The sequence below is a fragment of the Streptomyces lacaronensis genome (assembly GCF_047337785.1).
Classification (GTDB): domain Bacteria; phylum Actinomycetota; class Actinomycetes; order Streptomycetales; family Streptomycetaceae; genus Streptomyces; species Streptomyces lycopersici.
Genome location: NZ_JBLHDK010000003.1, coordinates 3,701,640 through 3,727,371, shown reverse-complemented (window position 1 = coordinate 3,727,371; position 25,732 = coordinate 3,701,640). Strand labels below are relative to the sequence as shown.

Sequence of the window (25,732 nt, the reverse complement as noted above, 5' to 3'; positions counted from 1 at the left end):
ACGGTATTCCACGACGTAAGGATTCCTTTGACCCACTCCTCTTCCCTTCCGCAGGACCGGCAGCGCCCCGCCGAGAGCCTTCGGGCCGACGCCCTGATGGAAGAGGACGTCGCCTGGAGTCACGAGATCGACGAGGAGCGTGACGGCGACCAGTACGACCGCTCCGACCGTGCCGCGCTGCGGCGTGTGGTGGGGCTGTCCACCGAGCTCGAGGACGTCACCGAGGTCGAGTACCGGCAGCTGCGCCTGGAGCGCGTGGTGCTGGTCGGCGTATGGACCTCTGGCACGGCGCGGGACGCGGAGAACTCCCTGGCGGAGCTCGCCGCGCTCGCCGAGACCGCAGGCGCCCTGGTGCTCGACGGCGTGATCCAGCGGCGCAACAAGCCGGATCCCGCCACCTACATCGGATCCGGCAAGGCCGAGGAACTGCGTGACATCGTGGTCGAGTCCGGTGCCGACACCGTGGTCTGTGACGGTGAGCTCAGCCCCGGACAGCTGATCCACCTCGAGGACGTCGTCAAGGTCAAGGTGGTCGACCGGACCGCCCTGATCCTCGACATCTTCGCTCAGCACGCCAAGTCCCGAGAGGGCAAGGCGCAGGTCTCGCTCGCCCAGATGCAGTACATGCTGCCGCGGCTGCGAGGCTGGGGACAGTCGCTGTCCCGCCAGATGGGTGGCGGTGGCTCCGGATCCTCGGGCGGCGGTATGGCCACCCGTGGTCCCGGTGAGACCAAGATCGAGACTGACCGGCGCCGCATCCGCGAGAAGATGGCGAAAATGCGCCGCGAGATCGCCGAGATGAAGACCGGCCGTGACATCAAGCGGCAGGAGCGCCGGCGCCACAAGGTCCCCTCGGTCGCCATCGCCGGATACACCAACGCGGGCAAGTCCTCGCTGCTCAACCGGCTCACCGGCGCGGGCGTCCTGGTGGAGAACGCGCTGTTCGCCACCCTCGACCCGACCGTGCGCCGGGCCGAGACCCCCAGCGGGCGGCTCTACACGCTGGCGGACACCGTCGGATTCGTCCGGCATCTGCCGCACCACCTGGTGGAGGCGTTCCGTTCCACGATGGAGGAGGTCGGCGACGCCGATCTGATCATCCATGTGGTGGACGGCTCGCATCCGACGCCGGAGGAGCAGCTGGCCGCCGTGCGCGAGGTGATCCGCGATGTGGGCGCGGTCGACGTGCCCGAGATCGTCGTGATCAACAAGGCGGACATGGCCGATCCGCTCGTTGTGCAGCGGCTGCTGCGCATGGAGCGGCGCGCCATGGCGGTGTCGGCCCGCAGCGGGCTGGGCATCGACGAGCTGCTCGCGGTGATCGACGAGGAGCTGCCCCGTCCCCAGGTCGAGATCGAGGTGCTGCTGCCGTACACCCACGGCAAGCTCGTCGCGCGCACCCACGTCGAGGGCGAGGTGCTCTCCGAGGAGCACACCCCCGAGGGCACGCTGCTCAAGGCGCGTGTGCACGAGGAGCTCGCGGCGGAGCTGCGGCGCTTCATCCCGGCCACGGCCGCCGGACAGCGCTAGTCGGCTGGTCACACCGCTCGCATCGCGTCGGCCACGACGTCTGCGCCTGTACGACGAGGGCCCGTCCCCGGATTTCCGGGGGCGGGCCCTCGCCATGGGATGGCCGACTGCCTGACGGCTACCGGCTCAGCCGGTCACTGGTTCGCGAACTTCTTGCTGACCGCGCTGTAGACGCCCTTCGCCTCGGGGCCCAGATGCGGGCCCGCCAGCCAGGTCGCGTTGGACGGGCCGATCGAGGTGTTGGACACCAGCGCCGGCTTGCCGTCCGCACCGTCGGCGACCCAGCCACCGCCGGAGGAACCCGCGGTCATGGTGCAGCCGATGCGGTACATCGTCGGCTGCTTGGCGTCCAGGGAGAGCCGTCCCGGCTTGTCCGCGCACTGGTTCATCTTCTGGCCGTCGAACGGCGGGGCGGCCGGGTAGCCGGTGGCCGTGATCTGGTCAATGGACTTCACCGCCGGGGCGTTGAAGTCGACCGGCAGCGCGCCGCCCACCGTCTCCTCGAGCGACTTGCCGCCGCTGACCTCCGGCTTCACATGCATCACCGCGAAGTCGTACGGAGCGCCCTTACCGCCCACGGCCGCGCCGTTGTCGATCCACTGCGAGGAGGTCTGCGCCCAGTCGGCCCACCAGACGCCCTTGGGGGCCAGCTCCTCCTTGGTGGCGTTCTCCAGCTCCGCCTGCGACTTGCCCGCGTCGTTGTAGGAGGGCACGAACATCAGGTTCTTGTACCAGCCGCCGCCCTTGCCCGCGTGGACGCAGTGGCCCGCCGTCCACACCAGGTTGGACTTGCCGGGGTGCGCCGGGTCCTCGACCACCGTCGCGGAGCAGACCATCGAGCCCTCGGGGCCGTCGAAGAAGACCTTGCCCGCGTAGGGGACCTTGGAGCTGTACGGGCTGGTGACCTCCTTGGCCGGGACGGGCTGCGGATCGGGGTCGGTCACACCCTGGTCGTCCGCGATGTCGCCGTCGTCGACCGGCTTGTCGGGCTCCTGCGCCTCGCGCATCCGGTCCGGCTTCCACAGGCCCTTGATGATCGGGTTGATGAAGTCACCGGCCTCGCGCAGCCAGTCGTCCTTGTCCCACTTGTTCCAGGCACCGTTCTTCCACTGGTCCAGATCGATGCCGAGGTTCTTCAACTTGTCGTTGAGGTTGTCGGGCAGCTTGATGTCGTCCACACCCTGCTGCTCCGACGACGCGGCCGGCTTGGCGTCGGTGTTGTCGTTCGAGGAGTCGCACGCGGTGGCGGTGAGCGCCAGAACCGAGGCTATGGCGGCCACGGCCAGTGCGGGTCGGCGTTTGGATGGCATGGGTGGGACTCCCCCTGAGGTTCTGAGCTGCTCTACGGCCTGTATGGAATTGTCATGCACCGCCCCGGCAATGGGGTGGTACCCCACTATGCCGGTGCCGCCTACGACGGCTGTGAGCGGGTCCTTGGTTCCCGGCCGCAAGGATCTTCGCCCAGCCCGTGATCCAGAGCGCCACGCGTCGTTGGTACGTACGGGGGACAGCCGGAGGGTGTTCAGCAGCAGGAGGACCGAGACGCGTGGCCGTGACCCAGCTCCCGCCGATGGCCCTGGCCGCCGTCTCCGACGACGCCGGCGCCGCCCAGGGCATTGCCGCCCAGGGCATTCTGCGGCGCCAGGCGCTGCGTGAGTCCGCCGCCCGCACCCACGCCCGGGCGTTGCCCATCGTTCCGGTGCGCGCCCGGGGGATGACGGTCGAAGGGGCCGACGGCCGCCGCTATCTCGACTGTCTCTCCGGGGCCGGGGCGCTGGCCCTGGGGCACAACCACCCGGTGGTACTGGACGCGATCCGGGCCGTTCTGGACGCGGAGGCGCCGCTGCAGATCCTGGTCGGGCACCCCGCCCTCCGGGTCGTCGAGCAGCCTCTCGGTCCAGCGCGCGGGGAGTTCGGCGCCGTGCTCCCCGCCGAGCCCGAAGGGGCAGCGGTAGTCGTACGGAAAGGGCAGCCGGGTCACACCGGCGGCAGGGGCTCCGCCGGAGGCGGCCAGTGCTCCGGCCGTCACGCGCCGCCGGGTGGGCATGCCGCGGGGGCCGGGCATGCCGAGGGGGCCGGGTCCGCAACGAACGCCACCCGCGAGGGAACCCCGGGCTTCGCGTCCCCGTACCAGTCATCCCCGTACCAGGCATCCCCGAGCGAGGCGGCCCCCTGCGAGATGACTCGGCACGAGGGAGCCCGACGGGAAGCAGCCCGACGGGAGGCAGCCCGACGGGAGGGCGCTCAAGGTGACGGTACGGGCAGGGCGTTGAACGGGGGAGCGCCGTACGCCGGTGACGCGCGTACGGGGGCTCCGCCCGCCGATCCCGCCCTCGCTGCGGCGGTTCAGCAGGAGTGCCTGCGGCGCGGGCTCATCGTCGAACTCGGCGGACGCCAGGGCGCGGTGATCCGCCTTCTCCCCCCACTCACCATCACCGATGAGCAGACAGAGGCGGTCCTGGACCGGCTCACCGACGCCCTGGAGGTGGCGATCCACACCGCCGGAGTCCGCTCCCACGAACTCCCTCCCACCGCTTCCCCATTCGCCCCGCCGCTCGCCGGAGATCACCGGTGACGCGTCCCGCACCAGACGACCGCACTGCCATCGCACCACCGAAGGAGGCAGGCGCCGGGCCCAGGACATGATCGCCGTGACGCCCGCGCCGCACCCACCATGCCGCACACCCCCGGGGGAGTCCCTTTGCCTCCCCAACCGCAGCCCGTGCCCGGCGCCCTGACCGACCCCGACGACTCCGCCCGCCCCGGCCCCCCGCCGCCCCTCCCGGACCCGCCTCACACAGCGCCTCCCCCGGCCGAGGCGGCAAGACCGCCCGTCCCACCTGCGGCCGTCCCGACGGTCAGGGCACCGTCCACCGCCACGACGGCCGCCGGCGAGCAGACGGCGCCCCCAGCACCGCCATCGCCCTCAAGGGCGGCGCCACCGTCCCCGGCACCGGTGCCACTGCCCCCGGCGGCATCGCCCGCCACGGCGCCGACCGCCGGCGTGGCGGGAGCGGGAGCGGGAGCACCCCAGCCGCCCGCCCCGGAGCCGCCACCTGCTACGGAGCCGCCACCCGCCCCGGAGCCCTCGGCGGAGGAGCCGCCCGCGCTGCGGCTGCCCTCCCAGGGACCGCCCCCCGCCGCGACGGCCGTGCCCCGGCAGAACCACGACAGCCATGAAGCGTCGTCGGACAACGGCACCCGCGAGCCCGGTACCCGCGCGCTCTGCGCGGATCCGCTCGACGATCCCGACCCGCAGATCGCGGCCGACGCCGCAGCCGTCGAGAACCTGCTGCGCTGCTGGGTGCGCGAGCGCGGCCTTGTGCGCACCGACGGGGACACCCTGCGCATTCCCCTCGGCGCCAGCGGAACCGTCCTCCTCGTCCCGGTGCGCTATTGGTCGCCCACCGGCTGGCACCGCTTCGGCCCGCCACTGCTGGAGCACGGCCCCCATGACGCGCCCGCTGTCGGCGCCGTCACGCTGGCGGCCCTGCTGAGCCGCGAGGCGACGTACAGCGCGCGGCGGGACGACCCCGACGCGGACGCCACCGAGCTCGTCGGCCGTGTCGCGGACTCCGTGCGGCGCACCGCCCTCTTTCTCACCCTCCGCCGGGCCACACCCGCCGATCCGAGCACGAGCACCCCGTTCCTCAGCGCCGAACAGTCCCTCCTCTTCGGTCACCCGCTGCATCCCACGCCGAAGAGCCGCGAGGGCCTCTCCGACTCCGAATCCACCGTCTGCTCACCGGAAACGCGTGGCTCCTTCCCCCTTCACTGGATCGCGGTCGGCCGGTCCACGCTGGCCTGTGAGTCGGCCTGGACGGAGCGCGGCCGGACCGTGCCCGCCGAACGGCTCGCCCTCTCCCTGGCGGGCAGCGGCCTACAACTGCCCACCGGCACCGTGCCCTTGCCCCTGCATCCCTGGCAGGCTCGCGAGATCCGGCACCGCCCGGAGGTCGCCGCGCTCTTCGACGCCGGCCTGCTGCACGACCTCGGGCCGTCCGGCGGGCCCTGGCACCCCACCTCATCGGTCCGCACCGTCTACCGGCCCGGCGCTCCGGCCATGCTGAAACTCTCCCTCGGCCTGCGGATCACCAACTCCCGTCGTGAGAACCTCCGTAAGGAACTCCGCCGTGGTGTCGAGATGCACCGGCTGCTCCGCAGCGGACTGGCCGAGCAGTGGCGGGCGGCCTTCCCCGGCTTCCCAGGCTTCGACATCGTCCGGGATCCGGCCTGGCTCGCCGTCGACGGACCGGATGGCGAGCCCCTGACCGGCCTTGACGTCGTCATCCGGCACAACCCGTTCGGTCCCGGCGACGACGCCGTCTGCGTCGCCGGACTCCTCGCGCCGCGCCCCTGGCCCGGACAGCCGGTGATGCGCTCCCGGCTCGCCCACCTCGTCGCCCGGCTCGCCGCTCGGACCGGCCGTTCCACCGCGGCCGTCGGCACGGAGTGGTTCCTGCGCTATCTGCACACGGTCGTACGCCCCCTACTCTGGCTGGACGGAGAGGCCGGCATCGCGCTCGAGGCGCACCAGCAGAACACTCTGGTGCTGCTGGGTCCCGACGGCTGGCCGGTCGGTGGCCGCTACCGGGACAACCAGGGCTACTACTTCCGCGCGTCCCGGCACGCCGAACTCCAGCGCCGACTGCCCGGTATCGGCGGCCGCAGCGACACCTTCGTCTCCGATGACGTCACTGACGAACGGTTCGCCTACTACCTGGGCATCAACAACGTCCTCGGACTGATCGGCGCCTTCGGGTCCCAGCGACTCGTCGACGAGTGCGTGCTGCTGGCCGCGTTCCGCCGCTTTCTCGCCGAGGCCGCGTCCGGCCCGGGCAGAACCCGCTCACCGCTTCCCGCCCGGCTCCTGGAATCACCCACCCTGCGCTGCAAGGCCAATCTGCTCACGCGGCTGCGCGGCCTGGACGAGCTCGTGGGACCGGTGGACACCCAGTCCGTCTATGTGACCATCCCCAACCCCCTTTCCCTGTCCGTCTCGCCCTCCGGCTCCACCGCTGTCACCCCCATGGCTTGACTCCACGACCCGCGATCACGCGCCTCACCGCCCACGTCCCTCCCGACGTGCCCAGACCCCTGAGAGGAGAGCATCGCCGTGCCGCACACCGACTCCAGTACGAGCTCCAGCACCGACGACACCATCGACATGCGGCTGCGCCAGGAAGAGGACATCGCACGACTCATCGACCTGGGCCCCGCCCGACCGGAGGCCGACGCCCGGCCGGATCTGCTCGACCACATCGTCGAATGGGGGCCCACCAACACCCCGTTGGGCACCTTCCAACTCGTCCCCGTCCGCATCGGGCGCGATCTGCGGCTTATCGCCCAATGGATGAACGACCCGTCCGTGGCCGCCTTCTGGGCGCTCGACGGCCCAGAGGAGGCGACCGCGAGCCACCTCGGGGACCAGCTCGACGGCGATGGGCGCAGCGTGCCCTGTCTGGGCGTCCTGGACGGCGTCCCGATGAGCTATTGGGAGGTGTACCGCGCCGATCTGGACCCGCTCGCGCGGTACTACCCGGCCCGGCCGCACGACACGGGTATCCACCTGCTCATCGGCCGGGTCAGCGATCGCGGCCGCGGCCTGGGGAGCACGCTGCTCCGCGCGGCCGCCGACCTCGTCCTCGAGCACCGTCCGTCCTGCACCCGGGTCGTGGCCGAACCGGATCTCCGCAACACCCCCTCCGTGGCCGCCTTCCTCGGCGCCGGCTTCCGCTTCTCCGCGGAAGTCGAACTCCCCGGCAAACGCGCCGCGCTGATGCTGTGCGACCGTGCCCTGCGACACGTCCTGTGAGCCTCCGCAACCATCCGTGCCCCCCGGTGATCCATCTGCCTCGATGCGAGATTCCACTGTTGATACACCGCTCGCCCGGTCCCGGTTCCCACGCGGCGCGGATCCGCCGGTACCACGGAGTGAAGATCCGCCCGAACCCCGCCCCGGCCGAAACCGTCCGTCACCGACCACACCGACAGGAGTGATGTCGGTGCCGCCCTTTAGGCTGGCAGCCCTATGACTGAATCGTCCTCGCCTCCACTCGAAGATCTGCTGCACGCCGCCGTAACCGCCGTCGGCGGCACCGAGCGCCCTGGCCAGACCGCCATGGCCCAAGCGGTGGCGGAGGCGATCGACGAGAGCTCCCACCTGCTGGTCCAGGCCGGCACCGGCACCGGGAAGTCCCTGGGGTACCTGGTGCCCGCGCTCGCCCACGGCGAGCGCGTCGTCGTCGCCACGGCGACCCTCGCCCTGCAGCGGCAGCTCGTCGAACGCGACCTTCCCCGCACCGTGGAGGCGCTGCATCCGCTGCTGCGCCGCCGCCCCGAGTTCGCCATGCTCAAGGGCCGCTCCAACTATCTGTGCCTGCACCGGCTCCACGAGGGCGTCCCGCAGGAGGACGCGGATGAGGCCGGGCTCTTCGACCCGTTCGAGGCCGCCGCGCCCACCAGCAAGCTCGGCAAGGATCTGCTGCGGTTGCGCGACTGGTCGGACGATACCGAGACGGGCGACCGGGACGATCTGACCCCCGGAGTCTCGGACCGCGCCTGGTCCCAGGTGTCGGTCACCTCCCGGGAGTGCCTCGGCGCGTCCAAATGCGCCTATGGCGCGGAGTGCTTCGCCGAGGCCGCCCGTGAGCGGGCCAAGCTCGCCGACGTCGTCGTCACCAATCACGCGCTGCTCGCCATCGACGCGATCGAGGGCGCCCCCGTGCTGCCCAGCCATGAGGTGCTGATCGTCGACGAGGCCCATGAGCTGGTCTCCCGGGTCACCGGCGTCGCCAGCGGAGAGCTCACCCCGGGCCAGGTCAACCGCGCCGTGCGGCGTGCCGCGAAGCTGGTCAACGAACAGGCGGCGGACGCTCTGCAGACCGCCTCCGAGGGCTTCGAGCGGCTGATGGAGCTCGCCCTGCCCGGCCGCCTCGAGAAGATCCCCGAGGATCTCGGCTATGTACTGATGGCGCTGCGCGACGCGGCCCGCACGGTGATCTCGGCGCTCGGCGCCACACGGGACGCCTCGGTCAAGGACGAGGACGCGGTCCGCAAGCAGGCGCTGGGCGCCGTGGAGAACATCCACCAGGTGGCCGAGCGGATCGTCGAAGCCTCCGAGTACGACGTGGTCTGGTATGAGCGGCACGACCGCTTCGGTGCCTCGCTGCACGTCGCCCCGCTCTCCGTGTCGGGTCTGCTGCGCGAGAAGTTGTTCGAGGACCGGTCCGTCGTCCTCACCTCCGCCACGCTCAAGCTGGGCGGGGACTTCAACGGGGTGGCGGCCTCACTCGGTCTCGCCCCCGAGAGTCCGCAGGATCCGGAGGGCGGCGAGGAGGCCGCGCCGCGCTGGCAGGGTCTCGACGTCGGCTCGCCCTTCGATTACTCCAAGCAGGGGATTCTCTACGTCGCCAAGCATCTTGCCCAGCCCGGCCGCGAGGGCAGCCGCGCCGATATGCTCGATGAGCTCGCCGAGCTGGTCGAGGCCGCGGGGGGTCGCACGCTCGGGCTGTTCTCGTCCATGCGCGCCGCCCAGGCGGCCGCGGAGGAACTGCGTGGGCGTCTGGACATGCCCATCCTCCTCCAGGGCGAGGAGACGCTGGGCGAGCTGATCCGCTCCTTCTCCGCCGACGCCAGGACCTGCCTGTTCGGCACGCTGTCCCTCTGGCAGGGCGTCGATGTGCCGGGGCCGAGCTGTCAGTTGGTGGTGATGGACCGGGTGCCCTTCCCTCGTCCCGACGACCCTCTGATGAGTGCCCGCCAGAAGGCGGTGGAGGAGGCCGGGGGCAATGGCTTCATGGCCGTCGCCGCGACCCATGCCGCGCTGCTGATGGCCCAGGGTGCGGGCCGACTGGTGCGGGCTTCCGGCGACCGGGGGATTGTCGCCGTCCTGGACCCGCGGGTCGAGCGGGCCCGCTACGGCTCGTTCCTCCGCAAGTCCATGCCGGAATTCTGGTACACCACCGATCGCAACCAGGTGCGCCGCTCGCTGGCCGCCATCGACGCGGCGGCCAAGGAACAGGAGGCCTAGCGGGGGTGCGGTCGTCTCGGCGGTCGTCTCATACGACAGGGCCTCGACGGTCGCGAGACACAGCAGGGCCCCGGAACCGGCGCAGTGGTCCCGGGGCCCGGTCGTGGGGCACGCTAAGGGCGCACCTCGATCCGGCGCGCTCAGACGCGCCGCAGCACCGCGACCACCTTGCCCAGAATGGTCGCCTCGTCGCCGGGGATCGGCTGGTAGGCGGCATTGTGCGGGAGGAGCCACACATGGCCGTCCTCACGCTTGAAACGCTTCACCGTGGCCTCACCGTCGAGCATCGCGGCGACGATGTCCCCGTTCTCCGCGACGGGCTGGCGGCGTACCGTCACCCAGTCGCCGTCGCAGATGGCGGCCTCGATCATGGAGTCGCCGACCACCTTCAGCACGAAGAGCTCACCGTCGCCGACCAGCTGCCGGGGGAGCGGGAAGACATCCTCGACCGACTCCTCGGCGAGGATCGGGCCACCGGCCGCGATCCGGCCGACCAGCGGCACATAGGAGGCGGCGGGCTTGCCGGTGGTGTCCGGGGGTTGGGTGCTGGGCTGGTCGGAGCCGCGGACCTCGTAGGCCCGGGGACGATGGGGGTCGCGCCGCAGAAAGCCCTTCCGCTCCAGGGCCATCAGCTGATGGGCGACGGACGAGGTGCTGGAGAGGCCCACCGCCTGACCGATCTCCCGCATGGACGGTGGGTAGCCACGCCGCTGCACAGAGTCGCGAATGACCTCGATGACGCGCCGCTGCCGGTCGGTCAGTCCTGAGCTGTCCGCCCGGATGCCTGGAGGTCGCCCTGGTAGCGAGCGCGCGGGCTTCTGCCCCTCCGGAGTCGTGGCGTCGTCGTTCATCGGGTGGGTCTGGTTCATCGTGTGCGTCTGTTCGAGTCGGCTCTGGGAGCGCTCCTGGGCGGTAACAGTGGCGCTCTCTGCGGTGGTGGTCACGACGGCCCCTCTCGAGATGTTCTCCCTAGTTGGACAACGGTAGTTGCTTTCGAAAGGTTGCGCCAAACACACGTTCGAGTGAAATATCGCAGATGGACTGACGTGATCACAGGGTTGGGTGTATAGGCCGTTTGGTCCGGTCGCCGTGCGGCGCCCCCAGTCTTGCATCCCGACCCCTGTGAATCCGGGACGCACGGGGTTCGCGTAGTCTCGTGCCTGCTCCCGACCCGTGACACGCCATCCGGCTCGGTTGAGTGCCGGACACCAGATCTAGTGGTTTGATGGATGCAAGCCACCCACAGGTTGTGGTCTCTGGTGGATTCGCCGACAGAGTTTTGGCCTATGCTTGTGGCCGCCCCGGAGGGCCTTACGGCCCGGACGGGGCTCATCAGGCATGTTCAGGCATGTTCAGTCATACGCCGTTTTTGAGGGTGAGGAGGGCTCGGAGTCATGCACTGCCCCTTCTGCAGGCACCCCGACAGCCGCGTCGTCGACAGCCGTACCACGGATGACGGCTGCTCGATCCGCAGGCGCCGCCAGTGCCCCGACTGCTCGCGCCGCTTCACGACCGTGGAGACCGCGTCACTCATGGTGATCAAGCGGAGCGGGGTCACCGAGCCCTTCAGCCGCGACAAGGTCATCTCGGGGGTTCGCAAGGCGTGCCAGGGCCGTCCGGTCACCGAGGACGCCCTCGCCAAGCTCGGTCAGCAGGTGGAGGAGGCGGTCCGGGCCACCGGTAGCGCCGAGCTGTCCACCCATGACGTCGGGCTCGCCATACTCGGCCCGCTCCAGAAGCTCGACCTCGTCGCCTACCTCCGCTTCGCCTCCGTCTACCGCGCCTTCGACTCCCTCGAGGACTTCGAGGCCGCCGTGGCGGAGCTGCGTGATCAGCAACGGCCTCCCGCGCACGACCGCGGGTCCGGCGCCGAAGGGGCCGCGGAGGCCCCCGCGCCGGCCATCGCCGCCGACTGACCGGCGGCCCACATACCCGCCCGGGGCGCTTACCGCGTCCGGGTGAAAGACAGACACACCGTGCCCGGGGAAGAAATGGGCACATCAGGGCGTTTTCGCCCGTACAGGGAGGCGGAATGACAGAGACGACGAGCGGCCCGGCACGAGGCTCCCGCTCCAAGGGCAGCAAGGCGAACAAGGGTCTGCGCATCGAGCGCATCCACACCACCCCCGGCGTGCATCCGTACGACGAGGTGGTCTGGGAGCGCCGTGACGTCGTCATGACCAACTGGCGCGACGGTTCGGTCAACTTCGAGCAGCGCGGCGTGGAGTTCCCCGACTTCTGGTCGGTGAACGCGGTCAACATCGTCACAAGCAAGTACTTCCGTGGCGCGGTGGGCTCCCCGGACCGCGAGGCAAGCCTGAAGCAGCTCATCGACCGCGTGGTGCGCACCTACCGCAAGGCCGGTGAGGACAATGGCTACTTCGCCTCGCCCGCGGACGCCGAGATCTTCGACCACGAGCTCACCTACGCGCTGCTGCACCAGGTCTTCAGCTTCAACTCGCCTGTCTGGTTCAACGTCGGCACCAAGCAGCCGCAGCAGGTCAGCGCCTGCTTCATCCTCTCCGTGGACGACTCCATGGAGTCGATCCTGGACTGGTACAAGGAAGAGGGGATGATCTTCAAGGGCGGCTCCGGCGCCGGCCTGAACCTCTCCCGCATCCGCTCCTCCAAGGAGCTCCTCTCCTCGGGCGGCAACGCCTCCGGCCCCGTTTCCTTCATGCGCGGCGCCGACGCCTCCGCCGGAACGATCAAGTCGGGCGGCGCCACCCGCCGGGCCGCCAAGATGGTCGTGCTCGACGTCGATCACCCGGACGTCGAGGCGTTCATCGAGACCAAGGTCAAGGAGGAGGAGAAAATCCGCGCCCTGCGCGACGCGGGCTTCGACATGGACCTGGGCGGCGACGACATCACGTCCGTCCAGTACCAGAACGCCAACAACTCCGTCCGCGTGAACGACACGTTCATGAAGGCGGTGGAGTCCGGCTCCTCGTTCGGGCTGCGCAGCCGGCTGACCGGTGAGCCCATCGAGGAGATCGACGCCAAGGCGCTCTTCCGTAAGATGGCCGAGGCCGCCTGGGCCTGTGCCGACCCGGGCATCCAGTACGACGACACCATCAACCACTGGCACACCTCGCCGGAGTCGGGCCGGATCACCGCCTCCAACCCGTGCAGCGAGTACATGCACCTGGACAACTCCTCGTGCAACCTCGCCTCGCTCAACCTGATGAAGTTCCTCCAGGACGACGACGCGGGCAACCAGCGCTTCGACGCCGAGCGCTTCGCCAAGGTCGTCGAGCTGGTCATCACCGCGATGGACATCTCCATCTGCTTCGCGGACTTCCCGACCGAGAAGATCGGCGAGACCACCCGCGCCTTCCGCCAGCTGGGCATCGGCTACGCCAACCTGGGCGCCCTGCTGATGGCCACCGGCCACGCCTACGACAGCGACGGCGGCCGGGCCCTGGCCGGAGCCATCACCTCCCTGATGACCGGCACCTCGTACAAGCGCTCCGCTGAGCTCGCCGCCGTGGTCGGCACGTACGACGGCTACGCCCGGAACGCGGACGCCCACAAGCGCGTCATGAAGCAGCACTCGGACGCCAACGCCGCCGCCAAGCGCATGGACGACCTGGACACCCCGGTCTGGGCCGCGGCCACCGAGGCCTGGCAGGACGTGCTGCGCCTCGGCGAGAAGAGCGGCTACCGCAACGCCCAGGCGTCGGTGCTCGCGCCGACCGGCACCATCGGCCTGATGATGGACTGCGACACCACGGGCGTCGAGCCGGACCTGGCCCTGGTCAAGTTCAAGAAGCTGGTCGGCGGCGGCTCCATGCAGATCGTGAACAACACGGTCCCCAAGGCGCTCAAGCGGCTCGGCTACCAGGAGGAGCAGGTCGAGGCGATCGTCGCCCACATCGCCGAGCACGGCAATGTGATCGACGCGCCGGGGCTGAAGCCCGCGCACTACGAGGTCTTCGACTGTGCGATGGGTGAGCGCTCCATCTCGCCGATGGGCCATGTGCGGATGATGGCGGCTGCCCAGCCGTTCCTGTCCGGCGCGATCTCCAAGACGGTCAACATGCCGGAGTCGGCCACCGTCGAGGAGATCGAGGAGATCTACTTCGAGGGCTGGAAGCTCGGTATCAAGGCGCTGGCGATCTACCGCGACAACTGCAAGGTCGGCCAGCCGCTCTCCGCCAAGAAGAAGGAGGAGAAGGAGCAGGCCGAGCCCGAGGTCGAGAAGGTCGTCGAGTACCGCCCGGTCCGCAGGCGCCTCCCCAAGGGCCGTCCCGGCATCACCACCTCCTTCACGGTGGGTGGCGCCGAGGGCTACATGACCGCCAACTCCTACCCGGACGACGGTCTCGGCGAGGTCTTCCTGAAGATGTCCAAGCAGGGCTCGACCCTGGCGGGCATGATGGACGCCTTCTCGATCGCCGTGTCGGTCGGCCTGCAGTACGGCGTGCCCCTGGAGACCTACGTCTCGAAGTTCACCAACATGCGCTTCGAGCCGGCCGGTATGACGGACGACCCGGACGTGCGGATGGCGCAGTCGATCGTCGACTACATCTTCCGTCGGCTGGCGCTGGACTTCCTGCCCTTCGAGACCCGCTCGGCGCTCGGCATCCACTCCGCCGAGGAGCGCCAGCGCCATCTGGAGACCGGGTCCTACGAGGCCGCCGACGACGAGGTGGACGTCGAGGGCCTGGCCCAGTCGGCGCCGCGCCATGTGGCTGCCCCGGAGAGCACTGGGTCGTCGTCGCAGTCGCGGAGCGGGTCCGAGCCGGCGAAGGAGGCCCACAGCTCGACCGAACTGGTCGAGATCCAGCTGGGGTTGAACGCGGACGCACCGCTCTGCTTCTCCTGCGGCACCAAGATGCGCCGGGCGGGCAGCTGCTACCTGTGCGAGGGCTGCGGTTCGACGAGTGGCTGCAGCTGATCGCGAGCCCTTACGGATGACATCCGAGGGATGACGTCCGAGGCGGGGCGCGGGCCTTCGGGTCCGCGCCCCGCCGCCGTTGTCCCCGGCGCCGTACGGCGCGATGGCGAACCGGGGGCGGACTCTCCGGTATGTGATGAGGGCCACCGTACGGCCGTAGGATGGCGCGGTGCTGGTCAAGTGGATTCGCTGCACCGTGGTGGACCGCCCGGGTTTCGAGCGGGGGCAGCGGAAGTGGGCGGGGTTGCCCGGCGAACCGGGATTCCGGGGGCAGGGCGGTGGCTGGAGCCGGGGGCGGCCGAATGTGGCGCATGTCTTCTCGTTCTGGGAGAGCCGGGCGTTCTACGACTCCTTCATGGCCCGCTCGCACGACCGGCTGGCGGCCTCGCAGTCGGGCACGTACCGGGATATGCAAGTCCGGCTGTTCGAGCACCGATTCGATGTGAAGGTCGGCTTCGAGCCGCGGTTCTCCGACGCGGACGTGGTGCGCGTCGCGCACTGCCGGGTGCGCCCCGACCGGGTGGATCACTTCACGCTGGTGCAGGAGAAGGTGTGGAATCCGGCCATGGCCGGATCGCCCGGGATGCTGCGCGGGGTGTTCGGGGAGGCGCCGGGGAACGAGTTCCTGGTGTTGTCGATGTGGGACTCGGCGGCCGAGCACGGGAAGTACCGCGTCGAGCGGGTCGAGCGGCTCGGCCTGCGCGCGCAGACGGAAGCGGATGTGGCGGCGATCGCCGGGGATGTCGTACGGGTCGACTCCGCCTGGACGGTGTGAGGCGGAGCCCTGTGCCGGTCGAGGAGCGGTCCTGATCAGCGGCGGGCGGAGAGGTAGGCCCCGGCCCGGACCGCGGCGGCGACGGCGGCCGCCGTCTGGTCGGCGAGCGCGGTGTCGATGGGCTCGCGGGTGATGAGCGCCCGGAAGAACAAGGGTGCGGAGACGGCGCGTACGACCGCCGCGGCGTCGGTGCCGGAGGGTGCCTCACCTCGGTCGACGGCCCGCCGCACCACCGATTCGCAGCGCGCGAAGCGCTCGGTGTAGAAGTCGCGCAGCGCCCGCGCCGCGCGCTCGGACTGGAACGCGGCCGCGATGAAGGCGGTCGGCGCGGCGGCGGCCGACGCGCTGCCGAAGGTCTCGATCACCTCGCGGGCGAGGGCGCGCAGATCGCCCTCCAGATCCCCGGTGTCGGGCGGAGTCCAGGCGTCCTCTCCCGCCAGGTCCAGCGCGTCCGCCACGAGCCCCTCGACGCTGCCCCAGCGCCGGTAGACGGTCGTCTTGTGGATGCCGGAGCGCTCGGCGACGTACTCCACGGTCAGACCGGGGTAGCCGTGCTCGGCGAGGCCGGTGAGCACGGCGTCGCGCACCGCCGAGCGGGTGCGCGCGGTGCGCCCGCCGGGGCGGACGGTGCCCGGTTTCGGGGCGGCGCTCTCTGCGGACAAGTGCAACTCCAGTTGTGTTAGTGGGTTCGCTGTGTCATGCTGAGGGTAACGCAACTTCAGTTGTGTTTGGAGTGTGCGGTCCGGGCGGCCGCTCGCGTGCTCGGAGGTGCGTCCTTGCCCACTCAGATCTCGCTGCGAGGCGTCACGCTGTCCCGGGGTGACCGGCTGTTGCTCGACGACGTGTCCTTCGCGGTGCGGCCCGGGGAGCGGATCGGCGTCGTGGGGGAGAACGGGGCCGGTAAGTCCACCCTGCTGCGGCTGCTGGCCGGGTACGAGTCACCGGACGACGGGGCCGTGGTGACGGTGGCCGACGGCGGCGTCGGCCACCTCGGCCAGACGCCCGAGCTGCCGCCGGACCACAGGGTGCGCGACGCGGTGGACACCGCCCTCGCCGAGGTGCGCGCCATGGAGCGCGGGCTGCGCGAGCTGGAGTCGGAGCTCGGCGGCGGCGCCCCCGACGTGCTCGCCGCGTACGGCGATCTGCTCACCGCGTTCGAGGCCCGCGGGGGCTATGAGGCGGATGCCCGGGTGGAGAAGGCCCTGCACGGCATGGGGCTCGGCGGCATCGGGTACGAGCGGCGGCTCGGCAGCCTGTCGGGCGGTGAGCAGGCCCGCCTCGGGCTCGCCTGTCTGATCGCGGCCGCCCCCGAGGTGATGCTGCTGGACGAGCCGACGAACCACCTCGACGGCACGGCGCTCGGCTGGCTGGAGGAGGCACTCCGGGCGCATCCGGGCACCGTCCTCGCGGTCTCCCACGACCGGGTCTTTCTGGAGCGGGTGGCGACCGCGATCGTCGAGGTGGATGCCGACCGGCGCACCCTGGTGTGGTACGGCGGGGGGTACGGCGGATTCGTCGCTGAGCAGACCGCCGCGCGCCGCCGCTGGGAGCAGGCGTACGAGGAGTGGTGCGCGGAGACGGCCGCGCTCGCCGAGGCCGCCACCACTGTCGCCCGGCGGGTCGCCCCCGGCCGCGGCATGAAGGACGGCAACAAGATGGCCTACGACCGGGACCGGGGACGTGTGCAGTCCTCGGTGTCCAGCAGGGTGCGGAACGCGCGGGAGAGGCTGCGCAGACTCCAGGAGGATCCGGTGCCGCGCCCACCGGAGCCGCTGCGGTTCGCGGCGCTCCCCGCCGCGGGCACGACGGAGGGTCTGCTCATCGACCTTCACGACGTCCGCGTGGGGGAGCGGCTGGCGGTCGACCGGCTCACGGTGGCGGCCGGAGACAGACTCCTCGTCCACGGTGTCAACGGCGCGGGCAAGTCCACGCTGCTACGGGTCATGGCCGGGATGGAGAAACCCGAGGCCGGCCGGGTGGCCCGCCGGGGCAGGATCGGCTACCTCGCCCAGGAGATATCGGTTGCCCGGCCCCGGGAGCGACTGCTGTCGGCCTTCGGCCGGGGGCTGCCGGGGACACCGGAGGAGCAGACCGACCTGCTGCTGTCGTACGGGCTGTTCCGCCCGGAGGCCCTCCACGTCCCGGTGGGGTCGCTCTCCGCCGGCCAGCGCCGCCGACTGGCGCTCGCCCGGCTGCTGGCCCGCCCCGCCGATCTGCTGCTGCTCGACGAGCCGACCAACCATCTCGCCCTCGGCCTGGTGGAGGAGCTGGAAGAGGCGCTGGCCCAGTGGACCGGGGCGCTGGTGGTGGTCTCGCACGACCGGCTGCTGCGCAGCCGCTTCACCGGGCGGCGCCGCGAGATACGAGGAGGCCGGCCCCTGGCCGAGGAGGGGAGCGAGGCGTCGGCCGCAGCCTCGATCTAGGGTGGCGCCATGGCACGACCCCGGCGCATCGTCCTCCTACGGCACGGAGAATCGGAGGGGAATGTCGATGACTCGGTGTACGAAACCGTGCCCGACCATGCTCTGAAGTTGACCGAGACCGGCCGCCGGCAGGCGGAGGAGGCAGGTGAGCGGCTGCGCGCCACCTTCGGCGACGAGCGAGTGTCGATCTATGTGTCGCCGTACCGCCGGACCCACCAGACCCTGAAACTGCTCGATCTCGACCCCTCCCGCACCCGGATCAGGGAGGAGCCGCGGCTGCGGGAGCAGGACTGGGGGAACTGGCAGGACCGCGAGGACGTGCGGAAGCAGAAGGCGTACCGCGACGCCTACGGGCACTTCTTCTACCGGTTCGCTCAGGGTGAGTCGGGCGCCGACGTCTACGACCGGGTGGACGCCTTCCTGGACAGCCTGTGGCGCAGTTTCCAGGACCCGGCACATCCGCCGAATGTCCTGCTGGTGACCCATGGAATGACCATGCGGCTGTTCTGCATGCGGTGGCTGCACTGGAGCGTCGCCGAATTCGAGTCGCTGTCGAACCCCGGCAACGGCGAGATGCGGACCCTGCTGCTCGGCTCCGACGGGCGTTACCACCTCGACCGGCCCTTCGAGCGCTGGTGCGCCCCCAAGTCCTACGGTCACACCGGTTAGAGTGCGCAGCGATGACCGCTGACCGTTTGCACCGGGCTCTGCGGAGCCTGCGCGGGCTGGCCGTGGGCGACGCCCTCGGCTCCCAGTTCTTCGTCCCCGCCAACTATCCCTACCTCAAGCGCCGCGAGCTGCCGCCCACCCCCTGGCAGTGGACCGACGACACCGAGATGGCCTGTTCGATCCTGGCCGCCCTGGTGACCCACGGCCGGATCGACCAGGACGATCTCGCCCGGTCCTTCGCCGACCACCATGACTTCGACCGGGGGTACGGCCCCGCCGTGAACCGGATGCTCCGCCTGATCAGGGAGGGCGGCGAATGGCGTGACCTGGCCGCCGGGCTGTTCCAGGGCCAGGGTTCGTGGGGCAACGGCGCCGCCATGCGGATCGCCCCGCTGGGTGCCTGGTACGCGGGCGATGTGGAGCAGGCCACGCATCAGGCGGAGATCTCGGCGTACACCACGCATCAGCACCGCGAGGCGGTGGCGGGAGCTATGGCGGTGGCCGCGGCCGCGGCTCTGGTGGCCGATCCGGCGGGCCACGGCGGGCCCGGGGAACTGCTGGACCGGGTGGTCGAGGTGGTGCCGCGCAGCGCCGTCCGGGCGGGGCTGCGCCGCGCCCGCGACATGCTCGACTACGCGGACGCCGGGACCGTCGCCGCGGTGCTCGGCTGTGGCCGCCGCACCAGCGCCCATGACACCGTGCCGTTCGCCCTGTGGGCGGCCGCTCGCCACCTGGGTTCTTACGAGGAGGCGTTCTGGAGGACGGCCTCGGCCGGCGGAGATGTGGACACCACCTGCGCCATCGTCGGGGGAGTGATCGCGTCCGAGGCCGCCGGTGCGCCGCCCGCCGACTGGCTGGAGCGCACCGAGGCGTTGCCGGAGTGGGTCCCGGCGGGCACCGGCTGACCTCTCGCGTGGGCGTGGTGCGGTGCGCCGTCCGGTTTGCCCCATCCTTCGAACCAGCCTTGCGTCGCGCCGTGTTGGATGGAAGCGGCCACCGGATCCACCAGGGCGGCGACCGTCGGCGGCGCCCCGTGATCACTGCTGGGGATCCGGGTTCCGAACGCAGGTAAGAGCGGCGTAAGGTTGTCCTCGCCATGGCCTATGAACCGCCCACCCACAGTGTCGAGCGCTCGCTCCGAGCCACGACGGGAGCCAAGATCGTCGTCGGTATCGACGAAGTCGGGCGCGGGGCATGGGCCGGTCCGGTGACGGTCTGCGCGGCAGTCACCGGTCTGCGCCGTCCGCCGACCGGGCTCACCGACTCCAAGCTGCTGAGTCCCAAGAAGCGCACGGCCCTGGCCCTGGAGTTGGACTCCTGGGTCACGGCACACGCCCTGGGTCACTCCTCTCCCGAGGAGATCGACGACCTGGGGATGACGGCCGCCCTCCGGCTGGCCGCCACGCGTGCGCTGGACGCTTTGCCGGTCCGGCCGGATGCGGTGATCCTGGACGGGAAGTACGACTACCTCGGCGGTCCCTGGACGGTTCGTACGGTCATCAAGGGCGATCAGTCCTGTGTGTCCGTCGCCGCCGCCTCGGTGATCGCCAAGGTCCACCGGGATGCGATGATGGCCGAACTGGGAGTCGAGCACACGGACTTCTGCTTCGGGGACAACGCCGGATATCCGTCCCCCACACACCGCGCCGCCCTGCGGGAACTGGGGCCCACGCCCCACCACCGGCTGTCCTGGGCCTATATGGACGGGCTGCCCCGCTGGCGGCACCTGAAGCGGTTCCGCAGCACATCCGAACCGGTCGGGCTGGAGGACGAAGGCCAACTCGGCTTCGACTTCTGAGCAGACCAAGCGGTCAAAACCGCCACCCGCCGATGCGACTCGCATCGACGTTTGATAGACATCAGCCCATGCCTCTCATCCCCGAGGAGCCTCAGATTCACGAGAGTGTCCCGGGTCCCCGCGCGACACCGGCCGCAGGCCGTACCGCGCCGACCCCTCGTCCTGTCCCTGGTCCCGGCCCCCGGCCCGCACCGCGGCGGCCCGGAAGCCCCGGTCCCAACCGTGGCTCCGCCGGAACCTCGTCGGCTCAGTCGCAGCGCACCACGAGCGATGCGACGAAGCCCGTGCCGACCGCCCCGGCGGCTTCGGCTGCCAAGGCCGCACCCACCGCCACGAAGGCCACGCCCCAGATCCAGCTGATCCCCGCCACGGTGGACGGCGCCCTGGACGCGGCGGATGAGGCGGTCGACCTGCTGCTGGATTCCGGTCGGCCCCCTGGTGAGATCCTGGTGCTGACCACCGGGGAGCAGCATCCGTGGGCGGCACATGAGTTGTCCTTCGGTGAGGCGTCCTACTGGGCGCAGCACGACGCCGGAGACGATGTCTTCTACGCCGGCGCGGACGCCGACCGTCTCAAGGACCGTCCGGTCGTGGTCGTCGCCGTCAACGGTGGTGTGGACGACGCCGTGGCCCGCGCGCTGCCCGAGGCGATGGGCCGTGCCGGGACGCTGCTGATCGTCTGCGGCGACCCGGAGCGCATCAACACCCTCATCGGTCCGGGCGCCTGAGGCCGCACGTCCCCGAACGCCCGGTGTCCGGCGGTCTCTGCCCCCCGTGGCGGAGCTGTCCGGCGTCCGGACGGCCGGTGGCCGTGCGGCCCGCGACCGTCAGACGGCGGCGGGGTGGCTCAGTGCCTTGCGCCGCCCTCCCAGGTGGGGCCGCGGCAGCGCCTTGGCGTCGCCGTCGCCCTCGACGGCCACGCCCAGCTCGGTCGGCGGCGAAGCGGAGTGCGGCCGACGGCCGCCCCGCCCCTCACCGAGGACCCGCCATCCGTCGTGGGTCAGCGTGATGTACGCACCGCAGCGCAGGCCGTGCAGGGTGCAGGCGTCGCGCAGTCCCCACATCCAGGCGCCGTCCTCTTCCGTCCACCGGCTCTCGCCCTCGCGGCAGTAGAGCAGCACGGCGGTGCGGATCGGTGTGCGGCGTCGCAGATCGTGCGGGATCACCCGGCGCAACTGTGCCAGCAGGGCGTTCCGGAAGTCCCATCCGTCGACGGCGGCAGCGCCGCGGCGGACGAACGAGGCGCTCGCCGCGAGCCGTTCCTCCGGATCGAGGACCGCGACGACGGCGGTCGAGGGCGTCGGCAGATGGCGGATGTGCAGTCCGGTGACCACCTCGCGTGGATTGCGCAGTAACGGGATTCCCGCTGCCGCCCACTCGGCGGGCTGGAGCATCCGGCCGGCTCGGGAAGCGGAATCGGCGGCCGGTGGCGGAACGAAGCCGAAGGTCACGGTCCTCCCTTCGTCTGCGCCCACGGTCCGTGCGAAGGGTCGGGCACGGGCGCGGGCCACGACACAGCCCCGTCGGTACCACGGCCGGACCGGGGGCGGGGGAGCTGATGACGATTCTCGCGGTAGCGCCCGCGTGCGGCAATGCACAGTCGGCACCACTGACCGTTTTGGCGGGATGTGCGTTCTATATTCCTCGCCGGTTCGCGCCTCGACGCAACCGCGGCCGCCCCTATCCCTGCACGGCCAGGACCAGCGGAAACACCCCGGCCGCCCCGGCCCGGCGGAGCAGCCGGGAGGCGACGGCCAAGGTCCAGCCGGTGTCCGCCAGGTCGTCCACCAGCAGCACCGGTCCACCCGCCTCGGCAAGGGCCGCCGCCAGCGGGGGCGGTACGGTCAGCGCGCCGTGCAGCGCCCGCAGCCGCTGGGCGCTGTTGGTGCGCGGCACCCGGGTGTCGATCTCGCCGTCGTGGTACGCGACGCTTCCAAGGAGGGGCAACCGGCCGACGGTGGCGATCCGTTCGCCGAGTGACCCGATCAGCTGTGGGCGGGTGCGCGAGGCGATCGTGACCACGCCCACCGGGCGGTCCGGGGCATCCGGCGCGCCCGAAGCCCAGCCACCGGGACCCTTGGCCCAGTCGGCGAGCACGGTCACCACCGCACCGGCCACATCGTCGGGCACCGGGGCGTCCGGGTTCTGTGGGGCCAGCAGCGGCCGCAGCCGGTTTCCCCAGCCGATGTCGGACAGACGGCCCAGGGCCCGGCCCGGAGCGGCCTGCTCACCCGCCGGAATGCGGCCCTTGAGGTCGACGCCCACCGCGGGCAGCCCGGTCGGCCACATACGGCGCGGCTCCACCTCGACACCGGGCCGCCCCAGCTCACCGCGCGCCGCGTCCAGCGCGGCGGCGGACACCTCGGTGGTGAACCGCGCCCCCGCGCAGTTGTCACAGCGGCCACAGGGCGCCGCCTTCTCGTCGTCCAGCTGCCGCCGCAGGAACTCCATCCGGCAGTCGGCCGTCGTGGCGTACTCCCGCATGGCCTGCTGCTCGGTCTCCCGCTGGCGCGCCACCCACGCATACCGCTCCGCGTCATACGCCCAGGGCTGCCCGGTGGCGGTCCAGCCGCCGCGGACCCGCCGCACCGCGCCGTCCACGTCGAGCACCTTGAGCATGATCTCCAGACGCGACCGCCGCAGCTCGACCTGGGGTTCGAGCGCGGGCAGCGACACCGGCCGGTCCGACGACGCGAGCACGTCGAGCGTGCGGCGCACCTGCTCCTCGGGCGGGAAGGCGAGCGAGGCGAAATACCGCCAGATCGCCTCGTCCTCGCGACCGGGCAGGAGCAGCACCTCCGCGTGCTCCACACCGCGCCCGGCGCGCCCGACCTGCTGGTAGTAGGCGATGGGGGAGGACGGCGAACCGAGATGCACCACGAAGCCGAGGTCCGGCTTGTCGAAGCCCATGCCCAGCGCTGAGGTGGCGACCAGCGCCTTGACCCGGTTGGCCAGCAGGTCCTCCTCGGCCTGCTGGCGATCCGCGTTCTCCGTCTTGCCGGTGTAGGAGGCGACGGTGTGGCCGCGCTGCCGCAGGAACGCGGTCACCTCCTCGGCCGCGGCCACGGTGAGGGTGTAGATGATCCCGGAGCCCGGCAGCTCCTCGAGGTGGTCGGCGAGCCAGGCGAGCCGATGCGCGGCGTCCGGCAGCGGCAGCACGCCCAGCCGCAGGCTCTCCCGGTCCAGCGGGCCGCGCAGCACCAGCGCCCGCCCGGCTCCTTCTCCCGTGCCCAGCTGCTCGGCCACATCGGCGGTGACCCGTGCGTTCGCGGTCGCGGTGGTGGCGAGCACGGGCACACCCTGGGGAAGATCGGTGAGCATGGTGCGCAGCCTGCGGTAGTCGGGCCGGAAGTCATGGCCCCAGTCGGAGATGCAGTGTGCCTCGTCGACGACCAGCAGGCCGGTGGCGGCGGCGAGCTGGGGCAGCACCTGGTCGCGGAAGTCGGGATTGTTGAGCCGCTCAGGGCTCACCAGCAGCACATCCACCTCTCCCGCGGCCACCTCCGCCTGGATGGTGTCCCACTCCTCGGTGTTCGCGGAATTGATCGTTCGGGCCTGGATACCGGCGCGCGCGGCGGCCTCGACCTGGTTGCGCATCAGCGCGAGCAGCGGGGAGACGATCACGGTCGGGCCGCTGCCGCGCTCGCGCAGCAGCGCGGTGGCGACGAAATACACCGCCGACTTGCCCCAGCCGGTGCGCTGCACGACCAGCGCCCGGCGGCGCTCGGCGACGAGCGCCTCGATCGCTCGCCATTGATCCTCCCGGAGCCGGGCGGAGCCGGTGGTGTCCCCGACGAGGCGGGCCAGGACGCGGTCGGCCGAGAGGCGCAGGTCTTCGTCGCTCATGCCCCCATGCAACCCGATCCCGCCGACATCGCGCCAACGCCCCCGGCAGCCTGTGGATAACGTTATCCACAGGGGTGGCGGGGTCGGCTGGGCTGAGGGACCGTCGGGCCATGACTCGACACAACGAAGCGGCCGGTCTGCCCGGCGAAGAGCAGGTCACCCTCCGCAGCCCGGCCGAGCTCGCCGATGCCCTGCCCTATGTCCTGGGCTTTCAGCCGGACGACAGCATCGTGATGATCGCGCTGCACGGCGCCCGCGGCCGGTTCGGCGGCAGGCTGAGGCTCGGCATTCCCAGGGTCCCGGAGGAGTGGCCCGAGGTCTGCGATCAGCTCGCCGAATGCCTGATCAGCGGCAGCGAGCGGCGGGGCGTGCGGCCGGACGGAGTCGTTCTGTTCCTGTGCCAGGAGCCGGCCGAGGGCGAGTCCGCGCAGGAGGCGATGGAGCGGCTGCGGCCACTCTCTCAGCGGCTGCGTGTCGCGTGCGGCGGGTTGGAGGTGCCGGTGTTCGAGGCGCTGTGCATCTCCGGCGGCCGGTTCTGGTCGTATGTCTGCCCCGACCGGCGCTGCTGTCCGCCGGAAGGCGTTCCGCTCGCCCTGCCCGGCACATCGGTCATGGCCGCGGCGGCGACGTTCGCGGGAGTCCAGGTGCGCGGCTCGCTGCGCGAGATGGAGGCCAGGCTCGCCCCGCTCGGGGCGCCTCGGGCCGATGGGCAGGAGCGGGCGCTGGATACGGCCGGGGCCGATCTTGTACCGAGGATTCTGGATGCCGGTGGCTCCGTGACGGTGCGTGCCCAAACCCTCGGTCTGGTGGGCCGGATGCTGGACTCGTTCCAGGCCGCGCCGCCGGTCGCCGACGCCTGTGCGGCCGACCTGCGCGATGACGGCCTGCTCGACGACCAGGAGGCGGCCGCGATGATCATCGGGCTGCAGGACCGGCGGACCCGGGACCGGGTGGCCGGCTGGATGGAGGAAGCGGACGCCGACGCGGCGCTGCGGCTGTGGCGCGCGCTGGCCCGACGCTGTGTCGGCTCCTACGGGGAGCATGCGGCGGCGCCGCTCACCCTGGCGGGGTGGGTCGCCTGGTCGGCGGGTGATGAGCTCATGGCACGGGTGGCGCTCGGGCGAGCCCTGCGAGTCGATCCCGACTACCTCTTCGCGAGGTTGTTGCACCAGGCGTGCAATGAGGGGGTCCATCCGAAACTGCTGCGGCAATGTCTGCGCCGGGAGGACTCCGAGCGCTCCGACCTGGCCGACCGCGCCGACCGTGCCGTGCACGCCGCGGTGCACGCGGAGCTGGAGCGCCGCGGCGACTTGGCTGCCGCCGCCGAGCCGCAGGGGGTGGCCGGAGCCCCGGCCGAAACGAGCATGGAAGCGGCCGGACCGGTCGAGTCGGCTGAGCCCGCCGTATCGGCCGCCCGCGCGGAAGCGGAGGAGTTGGACGAAGCGGAGGAATCGGGGGAGGCGGAAGGCCAAAGGGAGCAGCAGTCGGCGCGGGAGCGGTCGAGCGGGGTGGCGGGGCAGGGCGGCAGGAGCGGCTCGGCAGGGTCGAGCGCCCCGGGTGGCAGGCGCCGCCCGGAAGGGCGGCCACGCGCCCGGCGCCGCACCGGCGGCCGGGGCACGCGCAGCCGCCGCTGACCCGGCCGGGCCGGGGTCCTGGGGCGGCTGCGAGGTTGCCCTGGGGGTGCCCATCCGCCGGACGGCTCCGACCTGAGACACGGCGGCCCCGGGGGCGGGCGGTGGGCGGGCGGTGGTGTGCTGAG

General features: G+C 71.4%; 18 protein-coding genes and 2 pseudogenes. 14 read left to right on the top strand and 6 right to left on the bottom strand.

All coding sequences use genetic code 11. The features are described 5' to 3' along the window. The first annotated feature begins 27 nt into the window (after positions 1 to 27). Positions 28 to 1,530 carry a GTPase HflX gene (gene hflX, locus ACMTAK_RS15660; protein ID WP_413812902.1) on the top strand — a complete coding sequence of 501 codons (1,503 nt, stop codon included), beginning with the start codon at positions 28 to 30 and terminating at the stop codon, positions 1,528 to 1,530. Between the two features lie 134 nt (positions 1,531 to 1,664). Here hflX and ACMTAK_RS15655 read toward each other — a convergent pair whose 3' ends face one another. Next, positions 1,665 to 2,840, bottom strand: a complete 1,176-nt coding sequence (locus ACMTAK_RS15655; protein WP_413806810.1) for a trypsin-like serine peptidase — start codon at positions 2,838 to 2,840, stop codon at positions 1,665 to 1,667. Positions 2,841 to 3,100: 260 nt separating this feature from the next. Here ACMTAK_RS15655 and ACMTAK_RS15650 point away from each other — a divergent pair. After that, a pseudogene (locus ACMTAK_RS15650) lies at positions 3,101 to 3,385 on the top strand (aminotransferase class III-fold pyridoxal phosphate-dependent enzyme); the annotation flags it as partial. 3 nt (positions 3,386 to 3,388) lie between these two features. Here ACMTAK_RS15650 and ACMTAK_RS15645 read toward each other — a convergent pair. Next, positions 3,389 to 3,559 (bottom strand): annotated as a pseudogene (locus ACMTAK_RS15645) (aspartate aminotransferase family protein); the annotation flags it as partial. 975 nt (positions 3,560 to 4,534) lie between these two features. Here ACMTAK_RS15645 and ACMTAK_RS15640 point away from each other — a divergent pair. The 3 genes from ACMTAK_RS15640 (at position 4,535) to ACMTAK_RS15630 (ending at position 9,562) form a co-directional block, all read left to right on the top strand. Next, positions 4,535 to 6,568 carry an IucA/IucC family protein gene (locus ACMTAK_RS15640; RefSeq protein ID WP_413812901.1) on the top strand — a complete coding sequence of 678 codons (2,034 nt, stop codon included), beginning with the start codon at positions 4,535 to 4,537 and terminating at the stop codon, positions 6,566 to 6,568. A 78-nt stretch (positions 6,569 to 6,646) separates the two neighbouring features. Further along, complete coding sequence (locus ACMTAK_RS15635) at positions 6,647 to 7,345, top strand: GNAT family N-acetyltransferase (RefSeq protein WP_413806809.1); 699 nt, start codon at positions 6,647 to 6,649, stop codon at positions 7,343 to 7,345. Positions 7,346 to 7,561: 216 nt separating this feature from the next. Then, positions 7,562 to 9,562: an ATP-dependent DNA helicase gene (locus ACMTAK_RS15630; protein WP_413806808.1), complete on the top strand. Its 2,001-nt coding sequence runs from the start codon at positions 7,562 to 7,564 to the stop codon at positions 9,560 to 9,562. A gap of 140 nt (positions 9,563 to 9,702) precedes the next feature. Here the strand turns inward: ACMTAK_RS15630 and lexA are convergent, their stop codons facing one another. Further along, on the bottom strand, positions 9,703 to 10,506 hold the full coding sequence (gene lexA, locus ACMTAK_RS15625) for a transcriptional repressor LexA (RefSeq protein WP_210949684.1): 804 nt from the start codon (positions 10,504 to 10,506) through the stop codon (positions 9,703 to 9,705). Positions 10,507 to 10,956: 450 nt separating this feature from the next. On the opposite strand from lexA, the gene nrdR reads away from it, so the two are divergent. The 3 genes from nrdR (at position 10,957) to ACMTAK_RS15610 (ending at position 15,237) form a co-directional block, all read left to right on the top strand. Continuing rightward, positions 10,957 to 11,478: a transcriptional regulator NrdR gene (nrdR, locus tag ACMTAK_RS15620; RefSeq protein ID WP_030842751.1), complete on the top strand. Its 522-nt coding sequence runs from the start codon at positions 10,957 to 10,959 to the stop codon at positions 11,476 to 11,478. Positions 11,479 to 11,594: 116 nt separating this feature from the next. Further along, entirely contained in the window at positions 11,595 to 14,462 is a 2,868-nt protein-coding gene (locus ACMTAK_RS15615) for a vitamin B12-dependent ribonucleotide reductase (RefSeq protein WP_413806807.1), read from the top strand. A gap of 169 nt (positions 14,463 to 14,631) precedes the next feature. Then, positions 14,632 to 15,237 carry a YdbC family protein gene (locus ACMTAK_RS15610; protein ID WP_413806806.1) on the top strand — a complete coding sequence of 202 codons (606 nt, stop codon included), beginning with the start codon at positions 14,632 to 14,634 and terminating at the stop codon, positions 15,235 to 15,237. A 35-nt stretch (positions 15,238 to 15,272) separates the two neighbouring features. Here ACMTAK_RS15610 and ACMTAK_RS15605 read toward each other — a convergent pair whose 3' ends face one another. Next, positions 15,273 to 15,899, bottom strand: a complete 627-nt coding sequence (locus ACMTAK_RS15605; RefSeq protein ID WP_413806805.1) for a TetR/AcrR family transcriptional regulator — start codon at positions 15,897 to 15,899, stop codon at positions 15,273 to 15,275. A gap of 114 nt (positions 15,900 to 16,013) precedes the next feature. Between ACMTAK_RS15605 and abc-f the strand changes: the two genes are divergently transcribed. The 5 genes from abc-f (at position 16,014) to ACMTAK_RS15580 (ending at position 20,855) form a co-directional block, all read left to right on the top strand. Continuing rightward, positions 16,014 to 17,660, top strand: coding sequence for a ribosomal protection-like ABC-F family protein (gene abc-f / locus ACMTAK_RS15600; RefSeq protein ID WP_413806804.1), 1,647 nt, complete (start codon positions 16,014 to 16,016; stop codon positions 17,658 to 17,660). A gap of 9 nt (positions 17,661 to 17,669) precedes the next feature. Next, positions 17,670 to 18,329, top strand: coding sequence for a histidine phosphatase family protein (locus tag ACMTAK_RS15595; RefSeq protein ID WP_413806803.1), 660 nt, complete (start codon positions 17,670 to 17,672; stop codon positions 18,327 to 18,329). An 11-nt stretch (positions 18,330 to 18,340) separates the two neighbouring features. Continuing rightward, positions 18,341 to 19,234 (top strand): ADP-ribosylglycohydrolase family protein, encoded by an 894-nt coding sequence (locus ACMTAK_RS15590; RefSeq protein WP_413806802.1) that lies wholly within the window; start codon positions 18,341 to 18,343, stop codon positions 19,232 to 19,234. A 191-nt stretch (positions 19,235 to 19,425) separates the two neighbouring features. Then, positions 19,426 to 20,127: a ribonuclease HII gene (locus ACMTAK_RS15585; protein ID WP_262702812.1), complete on the top strand. Its 702-nt coding sequence runs from the start codon at positions 19,426 to 19,428 to the stop codon at positions 20,125 to 20,127. Between the two features lie 68 nt (positions 20,128 to 20,195). Beyond that, positions 20,196 to 20,855, top strand: coding sequence for a hypothetical protein (locus ACMTAK_RS15580; protein ID WP_413806801.1), 660 nt, complete (start codon positions 20,196 to 20,198; stop codon positions 20,853 to 20,855). Between the two features lie 99 nt (positions 20,856 to 20,954). Here ACMTAK_RS15580 and ACMTAK_RS15575 read toward each other — a convergent pair whose 3' ends face one another. Then, positions 20,955 to 21,578 carry a hypothetical protein gene (locus tag ACMTAK_RS15575; RefSeq protein ID WP_413806800.1) on the bottom strand — a complete coding sequence of 208 codons (624 nt, stop codon included), beginning with the start codon at positions 21,576 to 21,578 and terminating at the stop codon, positions 20,955 to 20,957. 229 nt (positions 21,579 to 21,807) lie between these two features. Continuing rightward, a complete protein-coding gene (locus ACMTAK_RS15570) occupies positions 21,808 to 23,973 on the bottom strand; it encodes a RecQ family ATP-dependent DNA helicase (RefSeq protein WP_413806799.1) in 2,166 nt (721 codons plus the stop codon). Positions 23,974 to 24,083: 110 nt separating this feature from the next. Here ACMTAK_RS15570 and ACMTAK_RS15565 point away from each other — a divergent pair, with 110 nt between their 5' ends. Beyond that, entirely contained in the window at positions 24,084 to 25,607 is a 1,524-nt protein-coding gene (locus ACMTAK_RS15565) for a DUF4192 domain-containing protein (RefSeq protein ID WP_413806798.1), read from the top strand. Positions 25,608 to 25,732: the final 125 nt, after the last annotated feature.